The organism is Shewanella sp. 1311 (assembly GCF_059338235.1).
This window is the reverse complement of record NZ_CM181686.1, coordinates 1,165,882-1,186,149: the sequence shown is the minus strand read 5'-3', so window position 1 is coordinate 1,186,149 and position 20,268 is coordinate 1,165,882. Positions and strand designations below refer to the sequence as shown.

16 protein-coding genes and 8 tRNA genes are annotated in these 20,268 nt (G+C 46.2%); 23 read left to right on the top strand and 1 reads right to left on the bottom strand.

All coding sequences use genetic code 11. The annotated features are described in order from the left end of the window. Nucleotides 1–5 precede the first annotated feature (5 nt). The 10 genes from pyrG (at nt 6) to rpoS (ending at nt 9,484) form a co-directional block, all read left to right on the top strand. On the top strand, nt 6–1,643 hold the full coding sequence (gene pyrG, locus AC5YB3_RS05405; protein WP_006082617.1) for a CTP synthase: 1,638 nt from the start codon (nt 6–8) through the stop codon (nt 1,641–1,643). Nucleotides 1,644–1,872: 229 nt separating this feature from the next. Further along, the gene (eno, locus tag AC5YB3_RS05400; protein ID WP_494526707.1) at nt 1,873–3,168 is read left to right on the top strand and encodes a phosphopyruvate hydratase; all 1,296 of its coding nucleotides are present in this window, start codon (nt 1,873–1,875) and stop codon (nt 3,166–3,168) included. 99 nt (nt 3,169–3,267) lie between these two features. Continuing rightward, nucleotides 3,268–3,567 carry a cell division protein FtsB gene (gene ftsB / locus AC5YB3_RS05395; RefSeq protein WP_086010657.1) on the top strand — a complete coding sequence of 100 codons (300 nt, stop codon included), beginning with the start codon at nt 3,268–3,270 and terminating at the stop codon, nt 3,565–3,567. Nucleotides 3,568–3,579: 12 nt separating this feature from the next. Then, complete coding sequence (gene ispD / locus AC5YB3_RS05390; RefSeq protein ID WP_259562232.1) at nt 3,580–4,371, top strand: 2-C-methyl-D-erythritol 4-phosphate cytidylyltransferase; 792 nt, start codon at nt 3,580–3,582, stop codon at nt 4,369–4,371. Between the two features lie 37 nt (nt 4,372–4,408). Beyond that, nucleotides 4,409–4,894: a 2-C-methyl-D-erythritol 2,4-cyclodiphosphate synthase gene (ispF, locus tag AC5YB3_RS05385; protein WP_006082613.1), complete on the top strand. Its 486-nt coding sequence runs from the start codon at nt 4,409–4,411 to the stop codon at nt 4,892–4,894. A 20-nt stretch (nt 4,895–4,914) separates the two neighbouring features. Next, entirely contained in the window at nt 4,915–6,048 is a 1,134-nt protein-coding gene (truD, locus tag AC5YB3_RS05380) for a tRNA pseudouridine(13) synthase TruD (RefSeq protein ID WP_063882520.1), read from the top strand. Beyond that, nucleotides 6,045–6,794 (top strand): 5'/3'-nucleotidase SurE, encoded by a 750-nt coding sequence (gene surE / locus AC5YB3_RS05375; RefSeq protein ID WP_107402385.1) that lies wholly within the window; start codon nt 6,045–6,047, stop codon nt 6,792–6,794. The genes truD and surE overlap by 4 nt, the downstream gene beginning before the upstream one ends. Then, complete coding sequence (locus tag AC5YB3_RS05370) at nt 6,791–7,426, top strand: protein-L-isoaspartate(D-aspartate) O-methyltransferase (protein ID WP_006082610.1); 636 nt, start codon at nt 6,791–6,793, stop codon at nt 7,424–7,426. Before surE ends, AC5YB3_RS05370 begins: the two co-directional genes overlap by 4 nt. A 100-nt stretch (nt 7,427–7,526) precedes the next feature. After that, a complete protein-coding gene (locus tag AC5YB3_RS05365) occupies nt 7,527–8,423 on the top strand; it encodes a peptidoglycan DD-metalloendopeptidase family protein (RefSeq protein WP_226059651.1) in 897 nt (298 codons plus the stop codon). An 80-nt stretch (nt 8,424–8,503) separates the two neighbouring features. Then, complete coding sequence (gene rpoS / locus AC5YB3_RS05360) at nt 8,504–9,484, top strand: RNA polymerase sigma factor RpoS (protein ID WP_006086853.1); 981 nt, start codon at nt 8,504–8,506, stop codon at nt 9,482–9,484. A 203-nt stretch (nt 9,485–9,687) separates the two neighbouring features. On the opposite strand, the gene mutS is transcribed toward rpoS, so the two are convergent. Continuing rightward, nucleotides 9,688–12,258, bottom strand: a complete 2,571-nt coding sequence (mutS, locus tag AC5YB3_RS05355; RefSeq protein ID WP_494526706.1) for a DNA mismatch repair protein MutS — start codon at nt 12,256–12,258, stop codon at nt 9,688–9,690. Nucleotides 12,259–12,642: 384 nt separating this feature from the next. Between mutS and recA the strand changes: the two genes are divergently transcribed. The 13 genes from recA to AC5YB3_RS05290 all read left to right on the top strand — a co-directional run bounded on the left by recA (nt 12,643) and on the right by AC5YB3_RS05290 (nt 20,022). Further along, nucleotides 12,643–13,710, top strand: a complete 1,068-nt coding sequence (gene recA / locus AC5YB3_RS05350) for a recombinase RecA (RefSeq protein WP_011847432.1) — start codon at nt 12,643–12,645, stop codon at nt 13,708–13,710. A gap of 17 nt (nt 13,711–13,727) precedes the next feature. Next, complete coding sequence (locus tag AC5YB3_RS05345) at nt 13,728–14,198, top strand: regulatory protein RecX (RefSeq protein ID WP_422397708.1); 471 nt, start codon at nt 13,728–13,730, stop codon at nt 14,196–14,198. 369 nt (nt 14,199–14,567) lie between these two features. Then, nucleotides 14,568–17,192 (top strand): alanine--tRNA ligase, encoded by a 2,625-nt coding sequence (alaS, locus tag AC5YB3_RS05340; RefSeq protein ID WP_494526705.1) that lies wholly within the window; start codon nt 14,568–14,570, stop codon nt 17,190–17,192. Between the two features lie 9 nt (nt 17,193–17,201). Further along, entirely contained in the window at nt 17,202–18,458 is a 1,257-nt protein-coding gene (locus tag AC5YB3_RS05335; RefSeq protein ID WP_006082603.1) for an aspartate kinase, read from the top strand. A gap of 118 nt (nt 18,459–18,576) precedes the next feature. Further along, a complete protein-coding gene (gene csrA / locus AC5YB3_RS05330) occupies nt 18,577–18,774 on the top strand; it encodes a carbon storage regulator CsrA (RefSeq protein ID WP_006082602.1) in 198 nt (65 codons plus the stop codon). 205 nt (nt 18,775–18,979) lie between these two features. After that, a tRNA-Ser gene (locus AC5YB3_RS05325) sits at nt 18,980–19,071 on the top strand. A gap of 22 nt (nt 19,072–19,093) precedes the next feature. Then, nucleotides 19,094–19,170, top strand: a tRNA-Arg gene (locus AC5YB3_RS05320). Nucleotides 19,171–19,204: 34 nt separating this feature from the next. Then, nucleotides 19,205–19,281: transfer RNA gene (locus AC5YB3_RS05315), tRNA-Arg, on the top strand. Nucleotides 19,282–19,368: 87 nt separating this feature from the next. After that, nucleotides 19,369–19,445, top strand: a tRNA-Arg gene (locus AC5YB3_RS05310). 48 nt (nt 19,446–19,493) lie between these two features. Next, nucleotides 19,494–19,570: transfer RNA gene (locus tag AC5YB3_RS05305), tRNA-Arg, on the top strand. A gap of 58 nt (nt 19,571–19,628) precedes the next feature. Further along, nucleotides 19,629–19,705: transfer RNA gene (locus AC5YB3_RS05300), tRNA-Arg, on the top strand. A 45-nt stretch (nt 19,706–19,750) separates the two neighbouring features. Further along, nucleotides 19,751–19,842 (top strand) — tRNA-Ser (locus tag AC5YB3_RS05295). A gap of 103 nt (nt 19,843–19,945) precedes the next feature. Beyond that, a tRNA-Arg gene (locus tag AC5YB3_RS05290) sits at nt 19,946–20,022 on the top strand. The last annotated feature ends 246 nt before the right edge of the window (nt 20,023–20,268 follow it).

Here is a 20,268-nt window from a genome sequence, read left to right as displayed (position 1 = left end):
TCAGCATGACTACAAGGTATATCTTCGTTACTGGTGGCGTTGTTTCATCACTAGGTAAAGGCATTGCAGCAGCATCATTAGCTGCAATTTTAGAGGCCCGCGGTCTCAATGTAACCATCATGAAACTGGACCCTTACATTAACGTTGATCCGGGTACCATGAGCCCAACCCAACATGGCGAAGTATTTGTTACTGAAGACGGTGCAGAAACAGATCTTGACTTGGGTCACTACGAGCGTTTTATCCGTACTAAGATGAATCGTCGTAACAACTTCACTACTGGTCGTATTTACGAAGAAGTATTACGTAAAGAACGTCGTGGTGATTATTTGGGCGCAACCATTCAGGTTATCCCACACATCACTAATGCGATTAAAGAAAAAGTATTAGCTGGTGGCGAAGGCCATGATGTGGCTATCGTCGAAATCGGCGGTACTGTGGGTGATATCGAATCTTTGCCGTTCCTAGAGTCTATCCGTCAGCTCGGTGTTGAGCTGGGTCGTGATCGTACTCTTTTCATGCATTTAACCTTAGTGCCTTTCTTAGGCGCGGCTGGCGAAGTGAAAACTAAGCCAACTCAACACTCAGTGAAAGAGCTGCGTTCTATCGGTATTGCACCAGATGTGCTGGTTTGCCGTGGTGATCGTGCGATTCCTGCGAATGAAAAAGCCAAAATTTCGCTGTTCTGTAACGTCGAAGAGCGTGCGGTTATTTCATTAAAAGATGTTGATAGTATTTATAAAATCCCAGCTTTGTTACGTTCGCAAGGTTTGGATGACTTAGTAGTTAAGCGTTTCGGCTTAGAATGCCGCGAAGCGGATCTGTCTGAGTGGGAAAATGTGATTTATCAAGAAGCTAATCCAAACGGCGAAGTCGTTATTGGTATGGTGGGTAAATACATTGAACTGCCAGATGCCTATAAGTCAGTTAACGAAGCATTAAAACACGCAGGCCTTAAAAACCGCGTATCTGTGACCATCAAGTACATTGATTCACAAACTGTAGAAGCTAAAGGCGAAGAAGTCTTACAGGGCTTAGACGGTATCTTAGTACCAGGCGGCTTCGGCGAGCGTGGTGTTGAAGGTAAGATACTGGCGGCAAAATTTGCCCGTGAAAACAATCTACCGTATTTCGGTATTTGTTTAGGTATGCAAGTTGCCCTGATTGAATTTGCGCGTAATGTTGCAGGCATGGCTGATGCACATTCAACTGAATTCAATAAAGAAACACCATTCCCAGTCGTGGGTTTGATCACTGAATGGATTGATGAAGAAGGTAATGTTGAGCAGCGCCATGAAGCGTCTGACTTAGGTGGCACTATGCGTTTAGGCGCTCAATTGTGTCATTTACTCGATGGTTCGAAAGCGGCCCAAGCCTACAAAGGTAATAGCTGTGTAGAACGTCACCGTCATCGTTACGAAGTGAACAACAAATACAGAGAGCGTTTAGAGCAAGCTGGCATGATCTTCAGCGGTTTGTCTTCTGATCGTAAGCTGGTGGAAATGATCGAATTAAAAGATCATCCATGGTTTGTTGCCGGTCAATTCCATCCTGAGTTCACCTCAACTCCGCGCGATGGTCACCCATTGTTCGAAGGGTTTATTGCTGCGGCAAGTGCGCATCAAAAACGTGATCTGAAGTAAGAATATTTAAGGCCGGACCCGCGACAGTGGGGCCGGCCTTTTGTTACACTCATCAGACTTGAAACATAAGAACTTAATACCTCTGGGTATAAACAGTATGCGTAGTCAGTGCATCTGTACGGACGCAAACCGTAAATGGAATTTTGTTATTTTCTGCGGTATGTGACTTCCATTTATTCCCATAGGTATTGGTTTTTTCTTTTATCTTTAAACTTAAATCGAGGGTGTTATGGCTAAGATTATTAACGTGATTGGTCGCGAGATTATGGATTCTCGTGGTAACCCAACTGTTGAAGCCGAAGTGCATTTAGAAGGTGGTTTTGTGGGTATGGCTGCGGCGCCTTCTGGCGCATCTACCGGTAGCCGCGAAGCGTTAGAATTACGTGATGGTGATAAAGGCCGTTATTTAGGCAAAGGCGTATTAACGGCTGTTGCCAACGTAAACGATTTAATCCGCACTGCGTTATTAGGCAAAGATGCCACTGCACAAGCTGAGCTTGATCAAATCATGATCGACTTAGACGGCACAGAAAACAAAGACAAGTTAGGCGCAAACGCGATTCTGGCTGTGTCTTTAGCGGCTGCCAAAGCGGCTGCAGCATTTAAAGGTATTCCTTTATACGCGCACATCGCGGAATTGAACGGCACGCCAGGCCAATATTCTATGCCTGTGCCTATGATGAACATCTTAAACGGTGGCGAGCACGCGGATAACAACGTTGATATCCAAGAATTCATGGTGCAACCAGTTGGCGCGAAAACTTTCCGTGAAGCACTGCGCATGGGCGCTGAAATCTTCCATACGCTGAAAAAAGTATTGCACGACAAAGGTCTAAGCACTTCTGTAGGTGACGAAGGTGGCTTTGCACCTAACTTAGCGTCAAACGCTGATGCGTTAGCTATTATCAAAGAAGCGGTTGAACTGGCTGGCTACAAGTTAGGTACGGATGTAACCTTAGCGCTAGATTGCGCCGCATCTGAATTCTATAAAGACGGTAAATACGATTTAGCGGGCGAAGGCAAAGTATTCGACTCGAACGGTTTCTCTGATTTCTTAAAATCATTGGCTGACCAATATCCAATCGTGTCTATCGAAGATGGCTTAGACGAATCAGATTGGGATGGTTGGGCTTACCAAACTCAAATCATGGGCGACAAGATCCAATTAGTGGGCGACGATTTATTCGTAACTAACACTAAAATCTTAACCCGTGGTATCGAAAACGGTATTGCTAACTCAATCCTTATCAAGTTTAACCAAATCGGTTCATTGACTGAGACTTTAGCGGCCATTCGCATGGCGAAAGAAGCGGGTTACACAGCAGTGATTTCACACCGTAGTGGTGAAACTGAAGATTCAACCATTGCTGACTTAGCCGTAGGTACTGCGGCTGGCCAAATCAAAACCGGTTCACTGTGTCGTTCTGACCGTGTTGCTAAGTACAACCAATTGCTGCGTATCGAAGAGCAATTAGGTGAAAAAGCCCCATACCGCGGTTTGAAAGAGATCAAAGGTCAGGCGTAATTTAAACTTTGATGTAAAAAGGCCACCACTTGGTGGCCTTTTTTGTTGTACTATCTGCTGTATATTTTTTTAATCCAAGATACTGACGCTAATTCCTCCATGAAATTTTTTGTCATTGCACTCATAGTGCTACTCGGTTTACTGCAATTTCGTCTTTGGTCGGGAGATAATAGTCTTCCTGAATATTTCGTCCTGCAAAAACAAATTGCCGCGCAGCAAGAAGGTAACGCCAAACTCAATGAGCGTAACCAAGTGCTGAAGGAAGAAATCATCGATTTGAAAAGTGGTACTGAAGCCATAGAAGAACGTGCGCGTAACGAACTTGGCATGGTCAAAGAAGGTGAAACCTTCTATCGCGTCGTGGGTGGTGATCGCTCAGTATCGAGTCCATCCCAGTAATATGGAGTTAGGATGTCAGAGCTAGGACATTTAGATCTTGGATTAAGCGAGCAATCCAATCCAGGCAGTCAATCTGAGCCGGTAATGCAAACTGAATTGCAGCGCCAAGCTGAGCATATCACTCAAGCTGTGGTGGCTATTGTTCCCGCTGCGGGCATTGGTAGTCGCATGGGCGCCGACAGACCAAAACAATATCTTGAAGTGTGCGGCCAGAGTATTCTCGGCCATACTTTAGATAAGCTGTTGTCTCACCCGCACATTTCCCACGTCATCGTTGCCTTACATCCGAATGATAATATCTTCAATACCCTGCCACAGGCCGTGCATCCCAAATTGACCACAGTATTAGGCGGCGGTGAGCGCGCAGATTCTGTGTTGGCGGCGCTGCAAATTGCGCCCGAGCACAGTTGGGCCTTAGTGCATGATGCGGCAAGACCTTGTTTAACCGCGACGGATATCGATAAGTTACTCGCATCCAGAGTGCAATTTCCCCAAGGCGCGATTTTGGCCATGCCAGTGCGCGATACCATGAAGCGCGCCAATAAACAGGGCGAAATCAGTGCTACTGTGTGCCGTGATAATTTATGGCATGCATTAACGCCGCAGTTATTTCCGGCAGCGCAACTAAAAGATTACCTCAATGCCGCTCTGGCGGCAGGCGCGGTCGTGACAGATGAGGCTTCGGCGATGGAATGGGCGGGCATTTCACCTGGACTCGTTTCGGGCCGTGCTGACAATATAAAAGTGACGCATCCCGATGATTTGGGATTGGCCGAATTGTTTTTAATGCGTGCCGCAAAATAGTCATAATCCAAGTAAAATAATACGTTAGGAATATTAAATGAAAATCCGTATCGGCCATGGTTTCGATGTGCATAAATTTGGTGCTGCACGACCCCTTATTCTTTGCGGCGTCGAAGTGCCCTATGAAACTGGCCTAGTCGCACATTCAGATGGTGATGTGGTGCTGCATGCGATTTCCGATGCGATCCTCGGCGCACTGGCGCTGGGTGACATAGGTAAACATTTCCCCGACACAGATGCCGCCTATAAAGGTGCTGATAGCCGCGTATTGCTGCGTCATTGCTATGCTTTAGCGAGGGCGAAAGGCTTTGTGCTGGGTAATCTTGACGTCACTATCATAGCGCAAGCCCCTAAAATGGCGCCGCACATTGAGGCAATGCGCCAAATATTGGCCGCCGATTTAACCTCGGAACTTGACGACATTAACGTCAAAGCGACCACGACTGAACAGCTAGGATTTACCGGGCGTAAAGAAGGTATTGCGGTAGAAGCCGTGGTATTGATGACCCGTAAACACGATTAACTTAAGAGTAAAAAAGTCCCATGAGCGAATTACATTATCTGTATGGCAAGCCTTTAGGTACAGCAGATCTAAGAACCCAAAATAGCGATTTTATCGTGAAAGAGATTTTACCTTTTAGCCCAACGGGTGAAGGTGAACATCACATGCTGCATGTACGCAAAGAAGGGCTAAATACAGTACAAGTCGCTGAAATGATCGCTAAGTTCGCTAAGGTGCATCCGAAGGAAGTGACCTACGCTGGGCAGAAAGATAAAAATGCCATCACAGAACAATGGTTCGGTGTGCGTATTCCGGGTAAAGAGACACCGCTTTGGAAAGATCTCAATAGCGAACGTTTGACCATATTGTCTAGCAGCCGTCACAGCAAAAAACTGCGAATTGGTGCTTTAGTCGGTAACCGTTTTATTCTTACCCTGAGAAATGTCACCCAAGTCGAAGACATTATCAGCCGTATCGAAAAGGTCGCTCAAGTGGGCGTTCCCAATTACTTTGGTGAGCAACGCTTTGGTCACGATGGTAAAAATTTAGTTTTTGGTCGCCAAATGATGGCGGGTAAAAAAGTGAAAGACAGAAATAAGCGCAGCATGTACCTGTCTGCGGTGCGCTCAAATCTGTTTAACACAGTAGTGTCGTACCGTTTAGCCAACCATGGCACTAAGCCGCTAGCGGGTGATTGTGTGATGTTGGCGGGCAGCAAAAGCTTCTTCGTTACGCCTGAATGGGATCTCATCGTATTGAAACGTCTGATTGAAAAAGACATTCAACTATCAGCACCATTATGGGGCCGCGGCATGATGCTGCCTCAAGGTGAAGCTGCTGCGGTGGAAACCTTGGCCATGAGTGAGTTGGCTGACGATTGCTATGGCCTTGAACATGCGGGATTAGAGCAAGAGCGTCGTCCGTTACTGCTTGAGCCCCAAGCCCTTAAATACGAACAAACTGCCGATGGTCTTGTGCTGGAGTTTGTGTTGCCTGCGGGCAGTTTTGCCACATCCTTGTTGAGAGAGTTAGTCAATTATCAAGATGTTAAAGAGCAGCAATGGCAAGCGACACTGGTGCAAGAGCCTGCACCCGAGGCAACGAATGCTAACGTTGCGGCTGATACAATTGAAACTAAGACTGAAGCTGCGCCTAACACTGAAGCAGAGTCATGATCCGCATCTTAGTGAGCAACGATGATGGGGTTAATGCACCGGGGATCAAAGCCTTAACTGAGGCCTTGGCTGAAATTGCGACTGTGCTGACAGTGGGGCCAGATCGCAATTGTTCTGGTGCGAGCAATTCATTAACCTTGACTAATCCATTAAGAATTAATAGGTTAGATAACGGTTACATTTCTGTTCACGGTACACCGACCGATTGTGTGCATTTGGCTATCCGAGAATTGTACGATGGCGAACCCGATATGGTGGTGTCTGGTATCAATGCGGGCGCGAACATGGGCGATGATACCTTGTATTCTGGGACTGTTGCTGCCGCGATGGAAGGGCGCTTTTTAGGTTTTCCTGCGGTCGCGATTTCGCTCAATGGCCGCAAATTCGAACATTATCAATCGGCGGCTGTTTACGCTCGGCGAATAGTCCAAGGCTTGTTGGCCCAGCCTTTGGCAAAGGATCAGATTTTAAATGTGAATGTGCCAGACTTGCCGCTTGATCAAATCAAAGGCATTAAAGTGACTCGCCTTGGTGCTCGTCATAAGGCAGAAGGCATAGTACGAACGCAAGATCCCGCTGGACGTGAGATCTTCTGGCTCGGCCCACCAGGACAAGAGCAGGACGCCACTGAGGGCACTGATTTTCATGCTATCGCCAATGGCTATGTGTCAATTACGCCTTTGACGGTTGATTTAACTGCCTACGGACAACTAACGGCATTGCAAAATTGGGTAGATAAAATATGACTCGAGTTGCCTTAACATCGGCGGTGAACTTAGCTAAAAAGCTTCATGATGCGGGGATCCGCAATCAAGCCGTGTTAAAGGCGATATCGCATACGCCGCGGGAAATGTTTCTCGATAATGCGCTAGCCCATAAAGCCTATGAAAATACCGCTTTACCGATTGGCCAAGGGCAAACCATCTCGCAGCCTTATATCGTCGCCCGTATGACCGAACTCTTACTGCATAAGATGCCCCAGCGCGTATTAGAAGTGGGTACAGGATCGGGTTATCAGGCGGCAATTTTGGCGCAATTAGTGCCGCAGCTTTGTACTATCGAGCGAATAAAAGGCTTACAAATACAAGCGAGACAGCGCTTAAAACGATTAGATTTACATAATGTATCGTTTAAATATGGTGATGGCTGGTTAGGTTGGGCGAATCGTAGCCCGTTCGATGCCATTATGGTGACCGCTGCCGCTTCGACTATACCTGAGGCCTTACTGTCTCAATTAGCCGAGGGCGGAGTGTTAGTTCTGCCAGTCGGCGAAGATACCCAGCAATTGATGCGAATCACTCGTACTGCAGACCGCTTCAGTTCGGAAACAATTGAAACGGTTAAATTTGTCCCTTTGATTAATGGAGAGTTAGCTTAACCTTGTGTTGTGCTACTGTCTCCACTGAACAGCTTGTCTTGCGACGAGGGCATTGTTTTCTCATCATAAACAGTAATACAGCCTCACCAAGGAGTTTTTATTGTTGAATGCGGGTTTAGTCTTAAACCTCTGCTTTATATTTCTGCTTGCAGGCTGTAGCTTTCAGGCCAGCCGACCCGCGCCCGTCGAAAATATTTCCCATAGCTACTCTAAAAACAACAAAGGCCACATTAAATCGAATTCATATAAAGTTAAGAAAGGCGACACGCTTTACTCTATTTCTTGGGGAGCAGGAAAGGATTTTTCTGAAATAGCTAAACTTAATCAATTAGATAACCCTTATACAATTTACCCCGGACAGATTTTATATTTAACGAATGCTAAGTCGAGTAGTCAGTCTAAATCTACAACTTTAGATGGAAGAAAAACGAGCTCCTCGGGTAATAATTCTAGTAAAAATGATAAAAAACAAACAGATAATCAAGTTTCTCAAACCGGCGCTAAGTCAAGTAATGATCTGAAAAAAACACTTGATCAGAAAGCTAAGCCCGCGTACCTTGTAACAAGTTCCCAACAAAATGTTAACTCAATCATGGTTCCACCGACTTCGACACTACCAACCAGTGTGAGTCAGTGGGAGTGGCCAGTAAGAGGGAAGTTAATCGGGACTTACTCTGCCAATGAGCAGGGAAATAAAGGCATTAAGATCGCGGGGAATCGGGGAGATATCATCAAAGCTGCTGCAGATGGGCGGGTGGTATACGCAGGAAGTGCTCTTAGGGGTTACGGTAATTTAGTGATTATTAAACATAGTGACGATTACCTTAGTGCTTATGCTCATACGGACAAGATCTTAGTCAAAGAAAAGCAGCATGTCCTCGCAGGGCAGACAGTTGCAAAAATGGGCAGTACAGGTGCCAATCGGGTAATGTTACATTTTGAAATTCGTTACCATGGACAGTCTGTAAACCCACTTACTTATTTACCCAAACAATGATTGCTTGGGGCCTTGTTGGCAAATGGAGGATAGGAAATTGCACTAATTCAGTAGTTTAATCAGGTTTGGGAGATTTAATCATGAGCCGCATAAAAAGCACTGCCGCAGAAGCACTAGTAGATTTATCCGTAGACACTGTTGACTTCGATCTTGAAAAAGAAGAAGTTGCATCCGATTTAGTTCAAGAGCTAGGAATAGAACAACAGGTTCAAGATGACCTGCAAAAAAATCTTGATGCCACTCAACTTTACCTAGGTGAGATTGGTTTTTCCCCACTGCTTAGCGCAGAAGAAGAAGTTTACTTTTCCCGTAAAGCCTTAAAAGGCTGTGCAAAATCCCGTAATCGCATGATCGAAAGTAATTTACGTCTGGTCGTAAAGATTGCCCGTCGTTACAACAATCGCGGCTTAGCACTGCTTGATCTTATCGAAGAAGGCAACTTAGGCTTAATTCGTGCTGTTGAAAAGTTTGATCCAGAAAGAGGTTTCCGTTTTTCAACCTATGCGACTTGGTGGATCAGACAGACCATTGAGCGCGCCATTATGAATCAGACTCGTACGATTCGTTTGCCTATTCATGTTGTTAAAGAACTCAATGTTTACTTGCGCACCGCTCGCGAGTTAGCACAAAAACTCGATCACGAACCTACGGCCGAAGAAATTGCCGAAAAACTACAAGTGTCGAGTGCAGATGTCAGCCGTATGCTTAAGCTGAATGAGAAAATCACCTCTGTCGATACGCCTTTGGGGGGCGATAATGACAAGGCGCTGCTGGATATTTTAGCCGATGACGATAACGTTGGCCCTGACTATAAAGTGCAAGATGAAGATATTTCTAATTCAGTGGTCAAATGGCTCAATGAGTTAAACACTAAACAAAGAGAAGTGTTAGCCCGCCGTTTTGGTCTGTTAGGTTATGAACCTTCTACACTCGAAGATGTGGGTGCTGAAATTGGTTTGACCCGTGAACGTGTTCGTCAAATCCAAGTGGAAGCATTGAAACGTTTACGTGACTTATTAGGATCTCAAGGTTTATCTGTTGAAGCATTGTTTAGAAACTAATTATTTCGAAACTAATAAATGAGAAATTAAGATCAGTTGTTCGTTGATCTCTATGCCTAGCTCCTAGCTAAGGTCTAGTGATTTAGTCTAGTGCTTAGGTCTAGTCGATAAAAGTAAAACGCCCACTAAAGAGTGGGCGTTATTGTTTCTAGTCCTTTATTGCTGATCATATTGCTTGGCGAATATCATCCGTTCACAGAGCTTTAGCTCAGACGTTTCAGCTCATAGAGCAAATCAAGTGCTTGTTTTGGCGTTAAGTTATCGGGATTAATGCTACTTAACTTCGTTAGCGCTGGATTCTCAACAGGTTCAGGTAACGCGAGTAAGCTTTGAATAGGCGTCCTCGTTCCTTCAGCTTGATGATCGCGACTCTCCAATTGCTGCAACTTATGTTTAGCGGCTTTAATCACTTTGTTTGGTACGCCAGCAAGCGCCGCAACTTGTAAGCCGTAGCTTTTACTAGCGGCGCCTTCTTGCACTGCATGCATAAAGGCGATGGTATCGTCGTGTTCAATGGCATCGAGGTGCACATTGTAAACACCGGCCATTAATTCAGGCAACTGAGTTAGTTCAAAATAATGGGTGGCGAATAGGGTCATAGCGCCGACTTGCTGGGCTAAATACTCTGCCGCCGACCAAGCAAGTGATAAACCATCATAGGTGGATGTTCCGCGGCCGATTTCATCCATTAACACTAAGCTACTGGCGGTGGCGTTGTGTAGAATGTTGGCGGTTTCTGTCATTTCGACCATAAAGGTTGAACGACCAGAGGCCAGATCGTCTGATGCGCCAATACGGGTAAAGATACGATCGATAGGGCCGATCAGTGCGCGATCTGCTGGCACAAAACAACCAATATGAGCCATCAGCGTGATCAAAGCGACTTGACGCATATAGGTCGATTTACCGCCCATGTTAGGTCCGGTGACAATCAACATACGTCTTTGATTGTGCAAGGTGACTGGGTTAGCGATAAACGGTGTTTGACTCACACGTTCCACCACTGGGTGACGACCAGCCTCTATCTGTACGCCGATATCTTGGCTCAGCTCAGGGCAAGTGTAGCCTAAGGTTTCGGCGCGCTCAGCAAAGTTACTTAACACATCAAGTTCTGCCGCCGCTCGAGCAAAAGCTTGTAATTCATGTAATTTTGGCAGAATAAGATCAAATAATTGTTCCCATAACTGCTTTTCGAGTGCCAGTGCTTTACCTTGGCTCGAGAGCACTTTTTCTTCGTACTCCTTAAGTTCGGGCGTGATATAACGCTCCATATTCTTAAGGGTTTGACGTCGTTGATAATTGAGCGGCACCTGCGAGGATTGCAAGCGGCTCACTTCAATGTAATAGCCGTGTACACGGTTATAGCCGACTTTAAGTGTGTTGATACCTGTACGTTCTTTTTCTCTGGCTTCGAGTTGTACTAAGTAATCACTCGCACCTTCGCTAAGACCGCGCCATTCATCTAATTCGCTGTTGTAGCCTTCACGGATCACACCGCCATCGCGGATAAGCATGGGAGGATTATCGACTATCGCGCGCTCAAGCAAGGCTTGTTCAGCGGGGAACTCACCTAAGTGTTGCCGTAATTGAGTTGTGTGCGGCGCGCTCAGTGTGCTTAAACTCTGTTGTAATTCAGGTAGTAAGCCCAGTGCTTGACGTAAACGGGCAAAGTCCCTTGGGCGAGCGGTACGCAGCGCGAGTCTTGCCATGATACGTTCGATATCGCCAAGTGCCTTTAATTGCTCATGCAGACCTTCGTGGGCGTCGGTATCGAGTAATTCAGCCACCGCCTGTTGGCGTGCTTTGATGTGCTTAGGATCTCGCAGTGGCTGATGGATCCAGCGTTGCAACATGCGGCTGCCCATAGGCGTCGCCGTGTTATCCAATACTGCAGCCAAGGAATTATCGCGGCCACCGGCAAGGTTTTGAGTGAGTTCTAGATTTCGGCGCGTTGCCGCATCAAGCACTATGCTATCGGTTTGATTAAAGCGGGTAATGGCATTGATATGGGGCAGGGCTGTGCGCTGTGTGTCTTTGACGTATTGCATCAAGCAACCTGCAGCCTGCAGTGATAAACGTGCATCTGCAATACCAAAACCATGCAAGTCTTTCGTGCCAAACTGAGCCAGTAGTAACTTGATGCTAGTGTCGTAATCAAATTCCCATTCAGGGCGACGACGTTTACCTTTAAAACCGTTTAGTAGACCTAGTTCGCCAAAGTCTTCACTGTAGAGAATTTCAACGGGATTAGTGCGTTGCAATTCAGCTTCTAATGACTCTCGTGTGTCGAGCTCAGCAATCACAAAACGTCCGGATGAAACATCCAGAGTGGCATAACCAAAACCGATTTTACCTTGATAAACCGCTGCCAATAGATTGTCTTGGCGTTCCTGCAGCAGGGCTTCGTCGGTTAAGGTGCCAGGCGTGACGATACGCACCACTTTACGCTCAACAGGACCTTTAGAGGTTGCTGGGTCGCCAATTTGTTCGCATATCGCAACCGATTGACCAATTTGAACTAATTTCGCAAGATAGCCTTCCACAGCATGGTAAGGCAGTCCCGCCATGGGGATAGGATCGCCACCACTTTTACCGCGCGCCGTGAGTGAAATGCCTAACAGCTCAGAAGCACGTTTAGCATCGTCATAAAACAACTCGTAGAAGTCACCCATGCGATAAAACAGCAACATGTCGTGATGTTCTGCTTTCATGGTCAAGTACTGACGCATCATAGGAGTATGTTTTTCTAAATCATCGGTATCAATTACATTCATTAAATCGTTATCGTCCGTTGTGACTGCCGTGGTTATGTGGGATTAAGCGCTATGGAAGCAGAAGACTGCTGTACAATTTTCAGCTAAAAAGACCACGCAAAATTTGCTGCGCCAATCTTAGCAATAATTTACCGAAAATTGAGCCCTTGATGACGGATATTCGTCAAAGGAATGCAATATCCGATTTGATATTCGCTAAAACCTTGGCCATATTAAAAAATCCCATTAGCTAAAAATAATTCAGTCACAGGTCTTGATACTGTATGATTGTACAGTATACTAGTCAGCAGAATTAAGGAAAAAAGCGCGGCTTTTTGAATTACCCGTTTGTAAATTGAATATTACTTTTGACAGCTTAAGGCTTGTCTTGATGAGGGAACTGGAATGAAGGTCGATCCAAATAAAGAGAAAGCACTTGCTGCGGTATTGATCCAAATTGAGAAACAATTTGGTAAAGGCTCCATCATGAAGCTGGGTGAAGATCGCTCTATGGATGTTGAGACCATTTCTACCGGTTCTCTGTCTCTGGACGTTGCTTTAGGCGCTGGCGGTTTGCCAATGGGTCGTATCGTTGAGATCTATGGTCCTGAATCATCAGGTAAAACGACACTGACTTTAGAAGTGATTGCCGCAGCGCAACGTGAAGGTAAAACCTGTGCCTTTATCGATGCTGAGCATGCACTCGACCCTATCTATGCTAAAAAATTGGGCGTAGATATTGATAACCTGCTGTGTTCGCAACCAGATACCGGCGAGCAAGCGCTTGAGATTTGTGATGCATTAACTCGCTCAGGCGCTGTTGACGTTATCGTCGTCGACTCAGTGGCGGCATTAACGCCTAAAGCTGAAATCGAAGGCGAAATTGGTGATTCTCACATGGGCCTAGCGGCACGTATGATGAGCCAAGCCATGCGTAAACTTGCGGGTAACTTAAAGCAATCTAACACCTTACTTATCTTCATCAACCAAATCCGGATGAAGATTGGTGTTATGTTCGGTAACCCTGAAACCACAACCGGCGGTAACGCACTGAAGTTCTATGCCTCTGTCCGTTTAGACATTCGCCGTACTGGTGCCATTAAAGACGGCGATGAAGTTGTCGGTAATGAAACTCGTGTTAAAGTGGTGAAAAACAAGGTTGCAGCACCGTTCAAGCAAGCTGAATTCCAAATCCTTTATGGCCAAGGTATTAACCGTACTGGTGAGTTAGTTGACTTAGGCGTAGCCCATAAGTTGATTGAAAAAGCGGGTGCTTGGTACAGTTATAAAGGCGATAAAATCGGTCAAGGCCGTGCTAATGCAGGTAAATATTTGACTGAAAACCCAGCCATTGCTACTGAAATTGACAAGACATTACGTGAGTTACTTTTGAGCAATCCTAGTGCACTGGCTGCCAAAGCTGATGCTAGCACGGAAGATAATGTTGATTTAGAAACAGGCGAAGTATTCTGAGTCAGTCAGCCCGTCAAATCGCGGTCGCGCTGTTAGCGCGCCGCGATTATTCCCGCCTACAAATCCGCGATAAATTGCTCGAAAAAGGTTTCGAACTGAATGATATCGAACCTGTGCTCGATGCTTGCGAATCCTCCGGTTTTATCAATGATAATCGCTATGCTGAACTGTTGGTCCGTAGCCACATTAGTCGAGGCCACGGTGCCATCCGCATTCGCCAAGCGATAGCGCAAAAAGGCTTGGCTAAAGATTGCATTGAAGCGGCGATAACCAATAGCGATTGTGACTGGTTTGAACTAGCAAAAGATAAAGCCACCAAAAAGTATGGTGTTCCCCGCGTAACAGAAGTGAAGGGCTCTAAAGCTCGGGATGTCATCGCGAAGGAAAAGGCTAAACGAGTGCGGTTTTTGATGGGCCAAGGCTTTAGCTACGATCAAATCACTTATGCGTTAGATTCAGATCCCAATGATCTCGACGACGATTATTAATCGCCTCAATTCATCGATTGCGATGTAACCTTAAGACTGTAAAAGCTTCTTTAACAAGCCCTCAGAAAATTTCTTCTAAAATGTCATCAAATGGGCTTTGTTGCTTTCGTTCCCGACACTTTACCCACTTGCTCAAATACTGTACTTTTTGCACCTAACCCGCAGAGTCTGTCATTGTCCTTTATTATTGCTGTTTTGCCTCTAGCTACTCTGGTATGGGCTATTCACGCAAAAATATTAAATTCCTGATGTGCATATCACCAATCAAGGCTGGTCGTCCTTCCTTAGTCTGCTTATAATGCTGGGCAAATAGAAATACGGCTAGCCTAAGGCGTAGCTGGTAATGCTTACCCAATTCAGGATGATTTCATGTATCAAACTACAGCAGAGCTTAGAAGCGCTTTCCTCGAATTTTTCCGCAGCAATGGTCATCAAGTTGTGGACAGTAGTTCATTAGTGCCAGGCAACGATCCCACACTTTTATTTACCAATGCAGGCATGAACCAGTTCAAGGACGTGTTTCTTGGCATGGACAAACGTAATTATACGCGTGCGACCACTGCTCAACGTTGTGTACGCGCCGGTGGTAAGCATAACGATTTAGATAACGTCGGTTATACAGCACGTCATCACACCTTTTTCGAAATGCTGGGTAACTTCAGTTTTGGTGATTATTTTAAAGAAGAAGCGCTCCGTTTTGGCTGGACTTTTTTAACTGAAACTTTAAAGCTGCCGAAAGAACGTCTGTGCGTCACGATTTATCAAACAGATGATGAAGCCTTTGAAATCTGGAATAAAAAGATTGGTGTTGCTGCCGAGAACATTATCCGTATCGGCGACAATAAAGGTGCTGCTTATGCGTCAGATAACTTCTGGCAAATGGGTGATACCGGTCCTTGCGGCCCATGTTCTGAGATTTTCTATGACCATGGCGATCACATTTGGGGCGGCCGTCCTGGCAGTCCTGAAGAAGATGGTGACCGTTTCATCGAAATTTGGAACATAGTGTTCATGCAGTACAACCGTCAAGCATCGGGTGAAATGCTACCTTTGCCTAAGCCATCGGTTGATACTGGCATGGGGATTGAGCGTATTGCCGCGATTATGCAAGGCGTACATTCTAACTACGAAATCGATATCTTCCGTACGCTGATCGCCAAAGCGGCTGAAATCATCGGCGTAAGCGATTTAACCGAGAAGTCACTGCGCGTCATTGCCGACCATATCCGTTCATGTGCATTCCTTATTGCCGATGGCGTTATGCCGTCGAATGAAGGCCGCGGTTATGTGCTGCGCCGCATTATCCGCCGCGCAGTTCGCCATGGTAACAAGTTAGGCGCGACCGAAGCTTTCTTCTATAAGCTGGTTCCGTCTTTGATTGCGGTGATGGGCGATGCGGCCAAAGGGTTAGCTGAGACTCAAGCGATTGTTGAAAAAGCACTGAAAGCGGAAGAAGAGCAATTTGCCCGTACGCTTGAACGTGGTTTAGGCATTTTAGATGCGGCTTTAAACGAGTTAAAAGGTGACACCTTAGACGGTGAAACGGTATTTAAGCTGTATGACACCTATGGCTTCCCAATGGATTTAACCGCTGACGTGTGTCGTGAGCGCAACATCATTGTCGATGAAGCAGGTTTCGAAGTCGCCATGGCTGAACAACGTAGCCGCGCACAAGCTGCCGGTAACTTTGGTGCAGATTATAACGCGGCGCTGAAAATCGATGCTGAAACCGCATTCAGTGGTTACACCGAATTAGCGGGTCAAGCTAAGGTCACCGCGATTTATCAAAACGGTGAGTCAGTGACGGCGATCAAAGCGGGTGACGAAGCGGTTGTCGTGCTCGATGTAACACCTTTCTACGCAGAATCTGGCGGTCAAGTGGGCGATAAAGGCCAACTGGTTGCGAGCGGTGTTGAGTTTACGGTTAACGACACACAAAAGTATGGTCAAGCAACGGGCCATCAAGGTGTGTTAGCTATAGGTAACTTGAGTGTTGGCCAAGTTGTTGAAGCAAAAGTCGACAAAAAACTGCGTCACCGTACTCAGTTAAACCATTCTGTTACGCATTTACTGCATGCCGCACTGCGTCAAGTGCTCGGTACTCACGTTTCGCAAAAAGGTTCATTGGTTGATCCTGAGCGTTTGCGTTTTGACTTCTCCCATTTCGAAGGTGTAAAAGCCGCTGAATTAAAAGAAGTTGAAGAATTAGTTAACACTCAAATTCGTCGTAACCATGAGCTGAAAACCGCTGAAATGGGTATAGATGAAGCCAAAGAGAAAGGCGCAATGGCGCTCTTTGGTGAGAAATATGACTCACAAGTGCGTGTTGTGACTATGGGCGATTTCTCTATCGAATTGTGTGGTGGTACCCATGTGGGCCGCACGGGCGATATTGGCTTATTCAAAATCACCTCTGAAGCGGGTATTGCTGCGGGTGTTCGTCGTATCGAAGCCGTTACTGGCGCTGCGGCTATGGCCTATGTGGCGCAGCAACAAGCTGAACTGGAAGAAGCTGCAGCCTTATTGAAAGGCGATGCCAACTCAGTTGTCGCTAAGTTAAAAGCCCAGCTCGATAAGATGAAGCAACTCGAAAAAGAAATGGCGCAGTTGAAAGATAAACTCGCAGCTGCAGCCAGTGCTGATTTAGTGGGCGATGCCGTTGTGGTTAATGGCGTTAACGTACTGATCAAAAAGTTAGACGGCGTTGAGGCAAGCTCATTACGCGGTCTGCAAGATGAATTAAAACAAAAAATGAAATCGGCCATTATCGTTCTTGGCACTGCGCAGGAAGGGAAAGTTAACCTGATCGCCGGTGTGAGTAACGATCTTATCGGCAAAGTCAAAGCGGGTGAGCTAGTCGCTATGGTCGCTGCACAAGTGGGCGGTAAAGGCGGCGGTCGTCCTGATATGGCTCAAGCGGGCGGTAGCCAGCCAGAAAATCTGGATGCGGCATTGGCTCAAGTATTACCTTGGATTACTGAGCGTCTAGCTTAAGAGGTTGCTGTGCCCCAAAAACGAAAGCTTAGTGGTAGCAAGCTTTTTGTGAAAAAGTTCGGCGGCACTTCGGTGGGTTCTATTGAACGTATCGAAGCGGTCGCTGAGCAGATTACAAAGTCAGCTCACAATGGTGAGCAGCAAGTCTTAGTCTTATCTGCGATGGCGGGTGAGACTAATCGCCTATTTGCACTGGCAGCACAAATTAATCCGCGGGCCTCGGCGCGCGAATTAGACATGTTAGTGTCAACGGGTGAGCAAGTGAGCATTGCCTTGATGTCGATGGCGCTACAACGTCGCGGCATAAAAGCGAAATCCCTTACGGGCGATCAAGTACAAATTCATACTAATAGTCAATTCGGCCGTGCCAGCATCGAGCGAGTGGATACTGAGTATTTGCAATCCCTGCTAGCCGATGGTGTTGTGCCGATCGTTGCAGGGTTTCAAGGCATCGATCCTCAAGGCGAAGTCACAACCTTAGGACGCGGTGGTTCAGATACCACTGCTGTAGCCTTAGCGGCGGCGTTAGAAGCCGATGAATGCCAGATTTTTACTGATGTGGCGGGCGTATTTACCACAGATCCGAATATTGATAGCAGTGCTCGTCGTCTCGATGTGATTGGGTTTGATGTGATGCTCGAAATGGCAAAGTTAGGCGCTAAAGTACTGCATCCCGATTCAGTCGAATACGCCGAGCGTTTTCGCGTGCCATTGCGAGTCCTGTCGAGTTTTGAAGCTGGGCAGGGGACGTTAATCCAATTTGGCGATGAGTCTGAACTCACTATTGCCTCGTTAGTCCAAGGTATTGCGATTAATAAGGCGCTGGCAACGCTGACGATTGAAGGGCTGTTTACCACCAGTGAACGCTATCAAGCGCTGTTAGGCTGTTTAACGCGATTGGAAATCGATGTGGAATTTATTTCCCCATTGAGGATCCACGAGGATGATCCTTCGGGTCGAGTCAGTTTTATGCTCGCTGAAGCTAAGGTTGATACTCTGCTTAATGAGCTCGAAGGCTTAAGCGAAAGCCTTGCTCTCGGACCATTGATTATCGAACGGCAACGTGCAAAAGTATCTTTAGTTGGCAAAGGTTTACAGGCAAAAATGGGATTATTGACTAAGATGTTAGAAGTCTTGGGTAATGAAACTATTCATGCTAAGTTACTCACGACGTCAGAGAGTAAATTGTCAACCGTTATCGATGAAAGGGACTTACACAAGGCGGTTCGGGCGTTACATCACGCTTTCGAGCTAAATAAGGTGTAATTAAATAACCGTTTGAGTATTGAATACTATTAATTTGTACTAAGCTGACCTTATAATAAGCCCATCTACCGGATGAGTGCCGTGTGTAAGCTGAATTAAGAAATAAAGGAGCTATCGAATGCTGATTTTGACTCGTCGTGTTGGCGAAACACTGATGATTGGTGATGAAGTCACAGTTACAGTGCTAGGGGTAAAAGGCAATCAAGTGCGTATTGGTGTGAATGCACCAAAAGAGGTTTCTGTTCACCGTGAAGAAATCTACCAACGCATTCAATCTGAAAAGTCAGGTACACCATCGGAAGGTGGTAACTTTTAGTACCTTGTCTTGGCAAGAGTATTACGGCAACAGAAGAGTCAGTTTTTTAACTGGCTTTTTTATTTTTTAGACCGAAAGATTGGCGCAAATCAATACATTGGCTTGATATAACAGCAATGTGATTAAAAACAGTTCAAATGGAATCTGTTTCGGAAAAAGGGTTTGACTTATTTTCGTCAAACAGTAATATGTGCGCCAAGAAAACGGAGAGGTGGCCGAGTGGCCGAAGGCGCTCCCCTGCTAAGGGAGTATGGGCTTTAACTCCCATCGAGGGTTCGAATCCCTCCTTCTCCGCCATTTCTTACCGATAGAAAACAGTGCGCGTGTAGCTCAGCTGGATAGAGTACCTGGCTACGAACCAGGCGGTCGGAGGTTCGACTCCTTCCACGCGCACCATTTTTTATTGAAAAAGTAAATTTAGATACAAGTCGCGCGTGTAGCTCAGCTGGATAGAGTACCTGGCTACGAACCAGGCGGTCGGAGGTTCGACTCCTTCCACGCGCACCATCTCTGCATTAGTTAATCTTTAACTCATCAGTTTTGAATTTCAGTTAGAAATTTTGTAGATATTTGCTTATAGCAAAATGTTAAAATGCGCGTGTAGCTCAGCTGGATAGAGTACCTGGCTACGAACCAGGCGGTCGGAGGTTCGACTCCTTCCACGCGCACCAATTTAGATTAATATGATTTCGGTCGTATTAATGTTTACCGTTTTAAATGCGCGTGTAGCTCAGCTGGATAGAGTACCTGGCTACGAACCAGGCGGTCGGAGGTTCGACTCCTTCCACGCGCACCAATTTAAGCTAATATCATTGCGGTTGTTGCAATTAAATTAGTGTTTTACCGTTTAACATGCGCGTGTAGCTCAGCTGGATAGAGTACCTGGCTACGAACCAGGCGGTCGGAGGTTCGACTCCTTCCACGCGCACCAATACAGTTAACGAGACACGTCTTGTTGATTTAAAGCGTTAAACGCGGAGAGGTGGCCGAGTGGCCGAAGGCGCTCCCCTGCTAAGGGAGTATGGGCTTTAACTCCCATCGAGGGTTCGAATCCCTCCTTCTCCGCCATTCTATTCTCTTAGTCGAGGGGAATAGAATAAAGTTGCGAGATAAAAGTGCTTATCCTAGACTCAATCTTGATTGGATCTGTTAGAAGTATAAAAACGAGTTTGCGCGTGTAGCTCAGCTGGATAGAGTACCTGGCTACGAACCAGGCGGTCGGAGGTTCGACTCCTTCCACGCGCACCATATAGATAAGCCCTGCAAGCAATTGCAGGGCTTTTTTATTTTTAGTCTTTAGTGGTTAACTCATTATTGCTTTATCCGTTTCGGCTTACCTCTCTTTACCTCTCATCTCTTGGTTTACTTATCCTTCGGCTGATCATTCTATGGCTTAGCTATCTCGGTTTAGCTTTCTTCGGTGTCGCTATCTTCAGCCATTTCGCTTTTAACACTTCTCTTTCTAGGTTCTACTCACTAAATAATCTGTTTTTG